Genomic DNA, 15,342 nt, shown 5'->3' with positions numbered 1-15,342 from the left:
CAGCAAATCATTACCTAAAGAAGTTTTGAAATGATCATTAGTTCCCCTAAAATAATATAGAATGAAAATTTATCGCTTAAATTTGGAAGCGCAATATCCAGTTAATAGGTGTTATTTTAAAAAAAGCCCTTCGGCGTGGGGAAAATAATATGATTTTTTAAATAAAATAATTGAATGTCCTGTTAAGCTTTTATAGTTTTAATTTTCGTCACAGTCATACAAAGTATATTAAATCTCATCTCAAAAAGGCTCTAAAATAATGAGAAACGCGTATGAACATTAAAGAAATTATTTCAAAATACCATTCTTGGATTTTGCCTTTCTCTTTTTACACCTTTTTTTCCTTTTCCATGTTAGCAGATGAATTAATTATCAAACTCGGTGTCGGTGTTACAGAAGGAGAAGAAACAACTATTTAAAATAGTTGCCGTTTAGCAAGCACAAAAAGACGGTTTAGAGATAAAACTGATTTATTTTTCTGATTATATTTTGCCAAACAATGCTGTCCATGCAGAAAATGTCAGTGCAAATGCTTTTCAACAAACTCCCTATCTTAACAATCAAATAAAGAAATATGGCGATAAGCTTTCAATTACCGGATATCGGGGTCATGTTGGAGATAATTTAGGCAATATAACAACCCACTATGATTACCAGCGCTATAATATTTCCATCATGACAATAGTCATTGTCTTTTTGATAATTCTAAATATTACTATCCACTAATTTTCTAACCAGATTATACAAAAACTTGATAAAACAACTCGTTAAAATTATTTAGAAATTTGACTTCTTTTCTCCAACTATAGCAATCACAATCCATTGAGCAGTAAGAGCTGGTTTTTTTAATTTTTCTATCTCAATGGTAGTTTCATAATGAAAAGTAACTCGACCAGAAGGACGAATCTCAGCATCATCTAAAACAAAGCGTGCACGTACTCGAGTACCTGTTTTTACAGGATTCATAAAGCGTACTTTATCAAAACCATAATTGATCCCCATTGTCGTACCTTCTAGCTCCGGAAGAGATTCATAAGCTAACGTAGACAAAAGCGATAATGTCAAAAAACCATGAGCAATAGTACCACCAAAGGAGGTTTTTTTTGCTTTTTCTTCATCTACATGTATCCATTGATTATCATCTGTTGCGTGTGCAAATTGATTAATCATATCCTGTGTAACAAGACGCCACTGCGATAAACCAACTTCTTTTCCAATCAAATCTGTTATATCTTCTACTGCCATTTTCCGCTGCATAACGCCATTCCTGTTTTATTTAATAAAAGCCACATGCCCTCTTGCTTTTATAAAACTCATTGATTAGAGCATCAATATAAAAGAGAAACAGTCTCCAGAACCCAAATATTTATGAATATAGAAGCACCATTCTAGCAACATAATTTGTAAATAGGAAAAAATAATGGCAAGCAATGTTAACCTAACAGGTTTGGCACATGATTTGAAGCAGCGTGCAGAAAACCATCAACCAATCCGTATAGGATTGGTTGGCTGTGGTGAAATGGGAACAGATTTGCTATCTAGCATTGCACAGATGGATGGTATAACAGTTGCAGCTGTTGCCACTCGAACACCGTCTCGTATTTTTGATGCTGTTGCACTGGCATATGGCGAAGATGGTCACGCGCAAGAAATTGAAAATTCTAGTGCTTTGACCCACACCATTGAAAGAGGTTTAATTGCAGCTACAAGCGATATTGACCTAATTTTGCAACATGAACAAATCGACATTGTGGTTGACGCAACAGGATATCCGGAAGTTGGTGCAGAAATTGGCTTCAAAGCACTCGAAAACAACAAACATCTTGTTACAATGAATGTTGAGACAGATGTGACTATTGGTGCTTACCTGAAACATAAAGCAGACAAACAAGGTCTCATTTATACGCTTGGTGCCGGTGATGAACCTACTTCCTGCATGGAGCTCATTGAATTTGTTTCAGCACTTGGACACAAAATTGTTGCAGCTGGTAAAGGCAAAAACAATCCACTTATCTTTGATGCCACACCTGATGCTTATGAAGAAGAAGCATTAAGACGCAATATGAATGTCCGCATGCTAGTTGAATTTATTGATGGTTCAAAAACGATGGTTGAAATGGCAGCAATTGCCAATGCAACTGGTCTTCTTCCCGATTGTCCAGGAATGCATGGCCCGCAATCATCACTCCAAAATTTAAGCAAAGTACTTATCCCAAAACAAGACGGTGGTATTTTAAAGAAATGTGGTGTCGTAGATTATTCAATAGGCCAAGGAATTGCTCCAGGTGTTTTTGTGATTGCAGAAATAACGCACCCGCGCCTACGTGAACGTATGGAAGATTTAAAAATTGGTCAAGGGCCTTACTTCACCTTTCATCGCCCCTATCATTTAACAGCCATGGAAGTTCCTTTAACGTGCGCACGTGTGATGCTTTATGGCAAAAAGGATATGACACCACTTAATTACCCAGTAGCGGAAGTCTGCGCTGTTGCCAAAAAAGATTTACATCCTGGTGATCAATTAGACTTTATAGGTCTTTACAGTTATCGTGCTTGGATAATGAGTGTTGAAGAAGCACGCACTCATCAAGCCATTCCTTGTGGTCTTCTGGAAAAAGCGACAGTTACAGCTGAAATTAAAAAAAATGAACTTATTACATCGCATAACACTGCTATTCGAGAAAACCAGTGGATTGCAAAATTGCGAACCAAACAAGACCTTTTGCTTAAATCTTTTTCATCCCATTAATCCATGGATAAATTTTGTTATATTCATCATGATAATTCTCAGGCAATTTGATGCTTTCTATAAAATTCTCTGGGAAATAAAATTGGAAAAAAAGTAGGTTATGCCTTTAAAACAAGTGTGTAAATTAATAGTATAATAGCGTGAGATTCTTAAAAAAAATCATACCCCTATAAAACAGATGAAAAGACAAAATGTGCAGATATATAAAATCTCTATTATTTAAAAGATATTATTCTTGATCTTTTTGAATCCATAAAGCTAAATTGAAAAGCAATTACAAAAATAGAAGAGATTACACCTTCACTATAGAACACAGCAAGATGTCAAAGCAGGCTAAAATATAATCGTTCCAAAAAAGAAGGAAACCAACCAAATTATTTTGAATTTTTACTGACGTAGATTGAGAAAGCACTTCGATCATGCCTTTAATTAAGATAATTTTTTTCCTAATCCAATACAGCATAAAGTGCTTTCAATGTCAGTTTTTTAATGTAAAGTAAAGAAAATAATTACAATAACAACGATATAAGAGAGAATGCAACACCCATTATATTACCTGTAGCTACAGAAATTATTAATGAGCCAATACTCATACCACCCCACAGTACTTTAAAGAATGAAGATCCGTTTCCAGATGATCTGTCAGATAAAGACGCTTTTTCAATTTTTCCAAAAGCTAATTCATCCTGTTTCAAATCATAGTGTCTAACAACAGCATCCAACACCTTGATAGGTGTATTTTTTTCTTGTGTGACAGTAACTGACTTTTGTTGAAATGGAGATTTTATCACATTCCCATAACCCGCTGCAGTGTGTGCAAGCCAAAGAACAAGTGCTACACAAACACATGAACGCGTACGGATTTTAAATATTTTAAACATATCTTTTGTCTCCTCCTTTTATTAAAAAATGAAATGATATTTATATTGAAATATCCATTTCAAAAAGTGAAAAATAAAGTCTACACTAATATCAAATTAAAATTTTTAATCAATCATTAAAATTTATAAAATAAAATAATAATCAAAAACATGATAAGCCAATATTGTTAAAATTTTAAGCACATTCATTTCATTATAAAAAAATGAAAACATCTCTTCCCTTTTTGTTAATATCAAAATCAATCAATTATCATCCTAACAGCTACAATAAACATAATCCTCAACAAAATACTTATCAATATCTTAATTTTAGGCTAGCATTTAACGATAGATGTATTCTCCATAGCCGATTTATAACGCCTTGTTCTTGTATCTCCATAACAAAAACAGAGGAAATTACATCTCAAGTCTGAACTAATATTCCAAATGAACAAATTTATTTTAAGATATTAAAGTATTTGATATACTTTGGATAAAAACTTTTCAAGAACAAGAAAATTAATTCTCAAAGATTAAAATTTCGTAATTACATACAAGAATTCAGGCATTTTCTTATCATATCTCTAGCATCTTTAACAAATCTATAATTTTTGCTATATACATATTTGGCACGAAAATATTCTTATTTGCTTTTCTCTCATATATAGATTAGAATAAAGCGAATTTTATGGTCTTTAATAACTTTTCATCTGTTAACTTTTCTTTTTGACAATAGACTTATGGCATCTGATCCGCCTTTCCTTGCCCTTTTACCTTTAGGCGCACATGAATATCATGGAAATCATCTCCCCTTTGAAACTGACTGGATTATTGCTGAAGCTTTCGCAAAAACGCTTACATTACAAACACAAAATCAATTTCATATCGATCTCTTGCCTGTTGAAAAAATTGGCTATTCAATAGAACATACAGATGTTATTGGCACGCAAACGCTCACCTTTTCCGATGCAATCGAGCGGTGGATAAATATTGGAAAAAGCTGCTATAATAAAGGTATCAAGCGTTTTCTTCTTCTCAACGCTCATGGAGGTAATTCGCCTTTAATGAGCATTGTTATCACTGAATTACGGAGACGTTTTTCAATGCTTGCGGTAGCAACGAGTTGGAATCGGTTTGGCCTACCTCAAGGTTTGATACAACCGTCTCAACACCACCTTGATATCCATGGGGGATTTATCGAAACTTCCTTAATGCTTTATTTAGCACCCGAAAAAGTACATATGGAAAAAGCTCAAAACTTTCGTAATCAGCAAGCTGATATGATTGCTAATTACAGATATTTACGCGCCTATGGTTCTCATTCTTTTGGATGGATAATGCGTGATCTTAATGAGCAAGGAGCAGCGGGTAATGCAAGTGCAGCAACATCACAAGCAGGTGAAGCAATTTTTTCTCATGTTCTTTGCGGGCTTCTTGGTTTGCTTGATGATATTAAGCGATTTCCAATAAACGTGTTATAATATAAAGGCACAACAATGAAAAAGACACAACATTTACCCTGTAAAATTCCCGTGACTGTTCTTACAGGCTATCTTGGATCAGGAAAAACAACTCTTCTCAATCGCATTCTCAGTGAAAACCATGAAAAACGTTACGCAGTCATTGTTAATGAATTTGGTGAAATTGGCATTGATAATGACCTTATAGTTGAATCAGATGAAGAAATTTATGAAATGAATAATGGCTGTGTATGCTGCACTGTACGCGGAGATCTTATTCGTATTCTAGAAAGTTTGATGAAACGCTCTCACCGCTTTGATGCCATCATTATAGAAACAACAGGGCTTGCGGATCCAATTCCTGTTGCACAAACCTTTTTTATGGATGATGACGTACACGCAAAAACAGCACTAGACAGTGTTATAGCAGTTGTTGATGCAAAACACTTTCCGCTACAACTCAAAAAAAGCCGTGAGGCTGAAGAACAAATTGCCTTCTCTGATATCATTCTATTGAACAAAATTGACCTTGTCAGTGCAAAAGAGCGTATGCACGCCGAATCGCTCATTCGTGCAATTAATCCCAGAGCCGTGATTTATACAACAGAGCGTGCCAACATCCCCCTCGATAAACTCCTTGATTGTGGTTCATTTGACCTACAACGCACTTTAGATAACACCCCTCATTTTTTCGACCATCAACATTCAGATCATGTTTGCAATGCCGATTGTAATCATGATCATCATAACATATCGACCATCCATGATACTACAATAACTTCTGTGAGTTTAAAAACAGGCGCTCTTCAACCAGAAAAATTTTTCCCATGGATCCAACAAGTTACCCAGCAACAAGGTCCTGATATTTTACGTTTAAAAGGCATTATCGCATTTCAAGGAGATGATGATCGCTATGCCATCCAAGGTATACATATGATCCTTGAAGGTCAACATCAGCGTCCGTGGCGAGAAGATGAAAAACGTGAAAGTAGACTTGTTTTTATTGGCCGCTCTCTTGATGCAGAAAAACTTAAAATTGGTCTGGAAAATTGCGCATAAGTGAATGACAATGTCAAACATTACAAACTACAATTTGCAAAATTATTGCCTCTCATGCGGTTTTATTGATCATAAACCAGCTTTTGTTTCTGTGGAAGGTATAATTGTTTTCTTAAGCCCAACTCCACAAATTGTCGAAGTTCACCAAGGAATAATTTCAAGCCAATTTTCTCATGATAATACAGCTATCATTACAGGTGGAGAAGATGGAAAAGCCTGTAAAACAACTGCAAATGGTCTTATAGAAATACTAGGCAGACAAAAACGTAAGTGGATAAGCAATGTTGCTTTTGGACCACAGAAAATTTTTGCTTTTTCTTCCTCACGTCTAACATCAGCAAATATCGGTAACGGAATGCAAGAACTTATCCATGAACGTAGTGTGGAAGGCCTTGCTTTTGCTCCAAAGGGCTTACGACTTGCTGTCGCACATTATAATGGTATCACCCTTCATTGGTTATCAACCAAAGCAACTCCAACCACATTGGTCTGGAAAGGAGCACATTTTAACGTTACCTTCTCACCCGATAACCGTTATATAATTTCCGCAATGCAAGAAAATGCCTTACACGGCTGGCGTCTCGCAGATAATCAGCATTTACGGATGAGTGGTTACCCAAGTAAGGTTAAAAGCTGGTCTTGGAGTACAAAAGGAAAGTGGTTAGCAACATCAGGCGCATCAGCAGCAATCGTTTGGCCTTTTCATACAAAAGATGGACCAATGGGTAAAGCACCTTTAGAACTTAGTACACGAGCAAATGCACTCGTCAGCACTGTTTCATGCCACCCAAAAGAAGAGGTCGTAGCAATAGGCTTCAATGATGGAATGATTTTGTGCACGCATTTTCACAATAAAAAAGAAATCCTCCTAAAGGATTGCGGAAAAAGCGCTATTTCATCTTTAAACTGGGATCAAACAGGACAGAACCTAGCCTTCGGAAGCGAATGCGGTGAATGCGGTGTTATAAACATCACGCCTTAAATGAAAACCCAACACATAACAGCCATTACAGTTTCAGGACGAAATATCCAAAAGTTATCGAACACGACAACCGAATTTAATCTTAAAGAGAAACAAAGACATCACGCAAAAAAACATCAAAAAGATGACAAGCCATCCTCATTCAAAATCTCTAGAAAAAAACGACCTGTCATCACAAATATCAACGATAAAATACCCATTTCCAATTTAAAAATTAGGAAATCGGAACTATCTTTCTCAAATCATTTTAGCAACTTTCGAGAAATATCTCATAATATCCGAAAACAAACTACGAAAAAAAGATGAAAAATTCTTATGTGAGAAAGCAGAAAACACACTATTCGATGTTACACTCTTTCCACTAACATTGACCTTTTCAACCCCTTCAGTTGTAACAGCCTGTTTTTCTACTTGTTGATTTAGAGTACCAAGAACTGCTACACCCATCGCGTTAGCATCTTCTTGCTCTACTACAGACACAGTGGAAAGAGCATGTTGAAACTCTCCTTCTCCGAAATGTGCATTAGCACCTACAACCTGTAAAAAAGAACAAACAACTACTGTTGAAACACATAAAAACATATTTCTCTTAAACATTTTAACCATAATTCTACCTCAAACTTCCTTTTTCCCCATGAAATACGAGCAACGCTCAAATAAACACTCAAATAAACATCCCGAAAACAAGAAAACAAAAACATGCTTATTGCTTATCTGACTGCAGGTAGAATATAATTCATTTTGTGTTTTATGTAAAGCCAAAATACAGAAAAATATAATAAAGTCATAGCTATAAATTGATATCTCTACAAAAAAGACGTGTTAAAAATCTAACTAGAAGTGATAGCGCAACCCACCAGAAAAACTAGTGCCAGAAAAACCAGCCTTTGTGAGCTTGTGTTCATAAATTAAATCACTGTACAGAGCAAAACTCGAAGACAGTCGGGCATTAAAACCGAACCCAATTTCTAAGGAAGAACCAAAATCACCCAACTGGAAGTTATCTTTAAAATAAACAGTTTGTTTTTTCCCAAAACTATGCATGAAATTAAGCTTACCATAAAAAGAAATAACATGCCCATCTTCAAAAGCATCAAGTTCCTTAGTTAAACGCCCACCAACACGAACTGTCCACTGGTTAAATTTACCCATATCAATATCAAGATCATCAACATCATGTTCCTTATCAAACTGAAGATGTTGGTAAACTACCTGAATCTGTGGATCAAAAACAAAACCTTTATGTTCTGTCATAAATACTCTACCGTTGGTTAATGAAGTACTGAGCAATTTACCCTTTAATTTTGCTGTCTTGCCTCGTACAAGAGTGAGCACATCCCCATTAAACAGACCATAAGATAACAACCCATCAATATAAAGCCCCATATCATGCTGTATACTTCCATACGCTGAAACAGACCATCTATTAAATGCACTTTTTCTACTTTCCTCAACATCTTTAGGATACAGATAAAAACTTCCATAATTTCCCATAATCCCTAAGAATGTATGACTGTATAGATTTTCAATATCCTTCAGTAAAATACCTGCCTCAAGCGCATTATAATCGAGTTCAGACCCATATCCATAGTCAAAAGCAGATAGATTTGAAGCATAACGGTAATTTCCACTATAACCATGCGCAAAAAATGCTGAGTTTTTATCACTATTCAAAAAAAATCTAAAAGCACCGCGCGTAATATCTAACTGTTTATTTTGATTTTTTATATCCATCAAACCAGTATGGAATAAAGTATTTGGCAAAAGAAGATAAGTTGGAAGTTGTGGAACAACGGCCTTAACTTTTGACTCATGCTGAACAAGAGAAGTATGCTGAGGATCATCTATAGAGGAATACTCCACTGAATCTGATGGTAGATGTGAAGAATCTGTAGGTAAAATTTTTGCTGAATCAGGCAAAACAGATATAGGCTCCACAGATGTAGTTTCCATAGAGTCATGATCAACAGAAATGGATAAAGAATCTATAGAAGAAGATTCTAAGGTATCAGACGAAACAGATGAAGAATCCGTAGAGAAAGGTTCTAATGTTTCAGATGAAACAGAAGAAGAATCTGTCAGGTGGGGTTCCAATGTTTCAGAAGTAATAGGCACAACATTTGTAGAAGAATATTCCACTAAATCTGACGGAACAGATGCATGATCTGTAGACGAAGGCTTAACAGCAGTAGGTGAAACAGACGTAGAATCTCTATATGAAGATCCGCGAGGAATAGACGGAGCAGGTACAATATCAAAAAGACTAGCATGAGGATTAATGTAGCTACATTCAAGACGAAAATCCCAAAAATTTTCATCACCAGCCACCAATCTTTCAGCAGAATTTGCTTCTCCTAAAGAAGATCCTGGGCCATAGGCACGAAGATGATACTGATAAGGTGACCCATTAAGTGTCGTATACTTATCAATAAGCATAAACGAATCTTCTTGTGCTTTTCCAGAAACTTGAATAATCGAAACACTTCGATTATCCATTCTATCATCTGTTGTTTGTTTTGAAGTTCCTAGAGAATTCTTAATACGAACCAGAGTCTTTCCAGAAACATCACCATGAATTAAAACTCTATCGATTTTTTGATGATCAAACAAATCATCGTGATTTAAAGACGCACTTAAATGAATCTGCACATTTCCTTGTGCTCGGTAAACATTCCCCTCGCCCTTACCAATATACAATGTTTGATACTGATCAGGAAATTGATCATCAAAATCGATAGTGCTACCTACGAGACTTACAGATGAAATACATGAATCTTCAAGCTCTGCTTTTTGCTCACTCCTATGTCTTCTTTTTTTTAAAATCCACCTTGAGCCACGATGCAAATTAAGATCAGCATGTGCACCATCATAAACGTGGGCACCCCCTACAAGAATAGAAGAATCAGCCAAAATTACCACAGAAGCACCATCAACAGCCTTTAACAGCAGATCACCGGATACTCTTGTGTCCTCTGATAAATTGATATAACCATTAGCTTTTGCACTATAAATAGCCGTACTCTCAGGAACTGTAAAAATTGTATTTGATAAATAGACAGCACCCAATCCAGCATCTATTGCTGATATCAATGGACTTGCTTTACCATCTCGAATTGGCTCTTCTTCTTGCTTACGAAAATACATACCATACGATGCGTCCCCCCTCACTATAATAGTGGAATTCTTTATATCAGCCTTAGTGATTTGAGGATTATTAAATGAACTTTTGATCTTATTCATATCAGAAGTTAAAGTACCTGATGAATTTTCAATCAACAATCCATGAACACCAGTAACATCAACAGAATTTGTCCTAAATAAAGCATAACCATTTTGAAGTAAGTGCATAACGGCCTTAGCGCTACTATTATTGTCTCTTCCATTCCACCCAGAAATCTGAACATTTTCTATGCGAAATGTCCCTCCTAATTTTGAGTAAAATGCACTGCTGTTTGTAACATCAACAGACATACCAGCTAACCTAATATCTGCACGATCACTGCTTAAAAAACTTGCAATCGCATTATTTGTCTTAACTTCTATTTGGCTTAAGGCAACATCTGTTCCCCTCCCTGAAGCATTAACTGCCATCCCACTTTCCTCAATAGATCCACCAGTTATATGAATTATTCCATCATTAACTTTAAGACCTATTTCTACATTTCGAAAAGCTGAATCGCTCAAAACAACCTTTCCTTTTTCTGAAACATCCACACCATATCCAGAGCGTGAATCTGCAGAACCTGTAACAGTTATTTTTTCTGCATTAATAACTGTGCCTTGTTTTTGTACTTTTATAGCAACTGGAATAGAAGACGTTTTTTGAGGATTTGTGAACCGATAAGTTTTATTTTGAATTGTGTGAGTTCCACCATCACTACAGGTATAAAACTCTTCATCTGGATTACACGAACTTCCAGAAGAATTAGAATGCATAATTTGTAAAAAATAAAGAATAGCTGTTGTAAAAGTGCACGAAAATACATGATTGCGAAATACACTTATCATGACTCTGCTTTACTCCCCTTCATTAAAAAATGAATAATATTTAGAACACGCTTCAACACCCCCCATAAAAATAAAAAACATAAAATCTAAATAATCATAGCATATAATTTGTCTAAATGTATATTTGGATATAACTGATTCTATACTTTATGTATAGATAAAAACGATAATGTTACAAAGAACAAAAGTAATTATCAAAGATTATCTTTAATGAATTTATCCTTATAAATAAAATAAGCATACAATATGATACACATTAATCATTTGATGTAAAAATATAATATATCTTTAATTAACCTGAAGAAAAATGAATTGTAAACACTCACACAATACTTATTTTTAAACTATTATTTAATAAAATTAATGGATAAAAAAAAAGCCACAAACACAGCTTGTGGCTTTAAAAATAATTAATCGAAACATAACCAAACTAGAAATGGTAGCGCAATCCACCAAAAAAACTAGTGCCAGAAAATCCAGCTTTTGTGAGCTTATGCTGATAAATTAAATCACCATAAAAAGCAAATTTTGGAGATAATTGAGCATTAACACCCAATCCAGCTTCTAAAGAGGAACCAAAATCACCTAACTGAAAAGAATCTTTGAAATGCACAAATTGCTTTTTTCCTAAATTATTAGAAAGATTTAGCTTACCATAAAAAGAAACAGCACGCCCCTCTTCAGATACATCCAACGTCTTGATTAAACGCCCACCTGTACGCATAACCCATTGATCAAGTCTTCCCATATCAATATCAAAATTATCAATATCATATGCCTTATCAAAATTGAGATGTTGATAAACAACCTGAACCTGTGGATCAAAAACAAGACCTTTATATTTGGTCATAAATGCTTCACCAACCGTTAACGAAGTGCTCAAAATTTTTCCCTGCGATGTTGCTGTTTTACCTCGTGCAAGAGTGAGAACATCACCTTTAAACAAACCATAAGACAAAAGACCATCAACGTAGAAACCTGTATGATATTGTATACTACCATATCCTGTCATTGACCATTTGTTAAATGTACTTTTTTGGCTGTGTTCAACATCTAAAGGCTGCAAGAAGAATCTTTCATAGGATCCCATAACTCCAAAAGAAGTAGTACTATACGCACTTTCCGCTACTCCCAGTAATATACCTGCTTCGGCAGCACTATAATCAAGATCGCCTCCATAACCGTATTTAAGCACAGAAAGATCCGAAATATAACGATAATGACCACCATAACCACGAACAAAAAAGGCTGGATTTTCATTATTTTTTAATAGTCCACCGGAAGCAGTTCGCAAAGATTCTAACCGCCTACTTTGATTACCAATACTAATCAACCCTGTATGAAATAAAGAATTTGGCAAAAGCAGATAAGTCGGAACTTGGGGAACAACATCCTTTATTCCTGAATCTGGATGGGGACTAGGCTCTGGCCTCACATCAGGCCGGTCAGGGCTGGGCTTTGGCCTCACATCAGGCTTGTCAGGACTAGGCTCTGGCCTCACATCAGGACGGTCAGGACTAGGCTCTGGCCTCACATCAGGCTTGTCATGATCAGGTTTTGGCTCTTCTGGACTCGGTTTAGAATCAATATGTTTATTTTCAAGGCGAAAATCCCAAAACGCCTCTTTACCTTTCACTAATCTTTGGCCAGAATTCGCTTCTCCTAAATTAGATTGTGGACCATAAGCATAAAGCCTATACTGGTAAGGTAAGCCTTGCAGAGCAACATATTCTCCATCCAGCTTAAAAGAATTTTTATCTGCTTTTCCAGAGACCTGAATAATCGAAATACCTTGATCATTTCCACCATTCCCCGTATATCCTCCTGGACTTCCTGAAATAGGACGTACACGAACTGTGGTTTGCCCAGCAACATCACCGTGAATTAAAACACGATCAGTTTTTTGATTGCTAAGTAAACCACCAGAATTCAGATATGTGTTAAGATAAATCTGCGCATCATCTAGTGCCCTATAAGCGTCACCTGATCCTTTTCCAATGTTCAGTGTTTGATAATCATAAGATGATGCAGATTTTAGCTTTTTGAAATTAATGGAACTGTTCATAAGTGTTACAAATGAAATAGATAAATCATCTGTAGAAACAGATTCAGCTGGATTTTTCTTCTGCTTTTGTTGCAAAATCCACGTTGAACCGTTACTCAAATAGAGCTTACCAGTGGAAACACTATCAACATGAGTACTTCCTTCAAGGGTAGAGGCATCAGCTAAAATCGCCATAAAAGCCCCATTCTTAACTTTTAACAATGAATCCCATGACTGAAGAGAACTTTGCAATAAGTGAATAATACCATGAGTCTTGTCAGTGCTATACACAACCGTACTATCTGGAACCGAAAACCTTGTTCTAATTAAATTAACAACCTCTATCCTAGATGGCCTTACCCCATCTATTAAATTTTCTTTATCCTCAAGTCTCTCCAATGGCTTATCGCCTTTAAAATACATACCGTAAGATGTTTTACCATTCACTGTAACGGAGGAAGATGTAAAATTAACTTCAGTTATACCAACATTCCTCCGTAAATTACCATGTAACGGAATTGAATTAAAAGCACTGACTGTATTTTCTGACAATATACCATGGACATTTGTTACATCAATTTTCCCATTTGAAAAATCAACCAAACCATCTTCATCCATCAAAAAAGCTGCATGATTGGCTTTATTGTCATCTTCACCCTTTCCATTGATATTAACCTTATCAAAAATCACTTTTCCATTTAACGTAGTATAAACCCCATTACTTTTCGTGAAATCAACTGATCCCTCTTTCATTTTAATCTCTGTACCAACAGAACTATACAAGCTAGCTTTTCCACTATTGGTTGTAATTTTTGTATTGTTTAAAACAACATGCGCTAAATTCCTTTTCGGATTCCCCAATGCCCAAACACCAGTTTGACTATTTTCGATAATCCCCTTATTTATTTCGATTGTTCCTTCATTTGCATAAAGAGCTATCTCTGCATTTTTAAGAGAAAAATCGTCTAAAACAATCTTTGCCCCCTTGGAAACAAAAACGCCATACATATAAGGTTTATCTGCAATTTCACTTTCAACAGTCACATTTTTCCCTGTAACGACTGTCATTCTTTTCTTAGGTTCGCCAACTTTTTTATCATCTCCTTCAACTTTTATAGCAATAGCTTGACTGGAAATTCCGGAAACATTCTCATTAGTAATCTTAAAAAATTGATCGTTAATTGTGCTTTCCCCACAATTTCCACATGCATAATATGACCCATATGACACAGGCTTCGCAGATATCCTATCAGAATCTAAGCTATGAAAACCACTATAGCCATGGCCTCCTCTACCCTGATTACTGCTATAACTATCCTCAGAAAAAGCATTATAACTAGGAGCTCCTACGATACTGTCCTCGCTATAACTTCCTCTAGGAAAGATACGATATCCGATAGAAACATTGTTACCAGCAATTATCCCAACACGATCTAAATCAAAAGGAGTATGATGGCTCGAAGTAGTGGTATAACCAGAGGAGGAAATAGGGGTAACAGAAATATCATAACGGGGACGACTACGACCGTTGTTGCTTCTTAGGCTATCTCCACTGTAATTTAAACCAACATGGTTATTATGCTCATTTCTTCCAGAATCCGCACAAACCCCTATCCCACTTTGCAGCAAAGAAAGGATAGCTGTTGTGAAAGTACATAAATATATATGATTTTTAAACACCTTAATCATAGCTCCATCAAAACTTTCCTTCCCCTCTCATTGAAAACAAAAGCTTTCGACATCCCAACATGAAAAATCAAAAGGATGCACTGATTGCTCGTCTGATTGGTGCAATGAATTACCCAAAGAAGCTCGATCAAAAATTCAAAAAGAATACAATGACTACTTATAATAGAATAATTATTCTGCACAATTTATACGTGTATAATACATTCCGGATTTCGTGTAAAGTCAAAATAAAAACGGCACGTGCAATTAAAATTGTAAGTTGCAAAAATACAACTTTTAATTGTTAACGTAAAATTAATTAAAAATTATCCGAAAAAAAATAACCAAAACCAGTCAAACTGGTTTTGGTAAGCATATGATTAATAAAGAAAATGACTATAAAATAGTATATTTCAAATGTCGTGCACCAACACTGAGATCTACGCCATTAAAGATTTATCAGGGTAAAATCAGTTCATATACCGTATTGTGATTACCAAAATTTTAAGAAA

11 protein-coding genes are annotated in these 15,342 nt (G+C 35.5%); 6 read left to right on the top strand and 5 right to left on the bottom strand.

The features are described 5' to 3' along the window. The first annotated feature begins 272 nt into the window (after positions 1 to 272). Both V3565_RS04845 and V3565_RS04840 read left to right on the top strand, forming a co-directional pair. Positions 273 to 419, top strand: a complete 147-nt coding sequence (locus V3565_RS04845) for a hypothetical protein (RefSeq protein ID WP_455478072.1) — start codon at positions 273 to 275, stop codon at positions 417 to 419. Between the two features lie 70 nt (positions 420 to 489). Further along, on the top strand, positions 490 to 726 hold the full coding sequence (locus V3565_RS04840) for a MetQ/NlpA family ABC transporter substrate-binding protein (RefSeq protein WP_455478071.1): 237 nt from the start codon (positions 490 to 492) through the stop codon (positions 724 to 726). A gap of 51 nt (positions 727 to 777) precedes the next feature. Here V3565_RS04840 and V3565_RS04835 read toward each other — a convergent pair whose 3' ends face one another. Continuing rightward, positions 778 to 1,257: a MaoC family dehydratase gene (locus V3565_RS04835; RefSeq protein ID WP_455478070.1), complete on the bottom strand. Its 480-nt coding sequence runs from the start codon at positions 1,255 to 1,257 to the stop codon at positions 778 to 780. Between the two features lie 163 nt (positions 1,258 to 1,420). Here V3565_RS04835 and V3565_RS04830 point away from each other — a divergent pair, with 163 nt between their 5' ends. Next, a complete protein-coding gene (locus tag V3565_RS04830; RefSeq protein WP_455478069.1) occupies positions 1,421 to 2,749 on the top strand; it encodes an NAD(P)H-dependent oxidoreductase in 1,329 nt (442 codons plus the stop codon). Between the two features lie 509 nt (positions 2,750 to 3,258). Here the strand turns inward: V3565_RS04830 and V3565_RS04825 are convergent. Beyond that, complete coding sequence (locus tag V3565_RS04825; protein WP_455478068.1) at positions 3,259 to 3,630, bottom strand: hypothetical protein; 372 nt, start codon at positions 3,628 to 3,630, stop codon at positions 3,259 to 3,261. A 719-nt stretch (positions 3,631 to 4,349) separates the two neighbouring features. On the opposite strand from V3565_RS04825, the gene V3565_RS04820 reads away from it, so the two are divergent. Genes V3565_RS04820 through V3565_RS04810 form a run of 3 tightly spaced genes read left to right on the top strand, consistent with a single transcriptional unit; the run spans position 4,350 to position 7,110 of the window. Continuing rightward, a complete protein-coding gene (locus V3565_RS04820; protein ID WP_455478067.1) occupies positions 4,350 to 5,090 on the top strand; it encodes a creatininase family protein in 741 nt (246 codons plus the stop codon). Positions 5,091 to 5,105: 15 nt separating this feature from the next. After that, entirely contained in the window at positions 5,106 to 6,128 is a 1,023-nt protein-coding gene (locus V3565_RS04815; protein WP_455478066.1) for a CobW family GTP-binding protein, read from the top strand. A gap of 10 nt (positions 6,129 to 6,138) precedes the next feature. After that, the gene (locus tag V3565_RS04810) at positions 6,139 to 7,110 is read left to right on the top strand and encodes a WD40 repeat domain-containing protein (protein WP_455478065.1); all 972 of its coding nucleotides are present in this window, start codon (positions 6,139 to 6,141) and stop codon (positions 7,108 to 7,110) included. 237 nt (positions 7,111 to 7,347) lie between these two features. Here the strand turns inward: V3565_RS04810 and V3565_RS04805 are convergent, their stop codons facing one another. The 3 genes from V3565_RS04805 to V3565_RS04795 all read right to left on the bottom strand — a co-directional run bounded on the left by V3565_RS04805 (position 7,348) and on the right by V3565_RS04795 (position 14,851). Next, positions 7,348 to 7,716, bottom strand: a complete 369-nt coding sequence (locus tag V3565_RS04805; protein ID WP_455478064.1) for a hypothetical protein — start codon at positions 7,714 to 7,716, stop codon at positions 7,348 to 7,350. A gap of 228 nt (positions 7,717 to 7,944) precedes the next feature. Further along, positions 7,945 to 11,118: an autotransporter outer membrane beta-barrel domain-containing protein gene (locus V3565_RS04800; protein ID WP_455478063.1), complete on the bottom strand. Its 3,174-nt coding sequence runs from the start codon at positions 11,116 to 11,118 to the stop codon at positions 7,945 to 7,947. 430 nt (positions 11,119 to 11,548) lie between these two features. Further along, complete coding sequence (locus V3565_RS04795) at positions 11,549 to 14,851, bottom strand: autotransporter outer membrane beta-barrel domain-containing protein (protein WP_455478062.1); 3,303 nt, start codon at positions 14,849 to 14,851, stop codon at positions 11,549 to 11,551. Between the last annotated feature and the right edge of the window lie 491 nt (positions 14,852 to 15,342).

It is taken from the genome of Bartonella sp. B10 (assembly GCF_053794435.1).
This window is presented reverse-complemented; position numbering and strand designations above follow the sequence as displayed.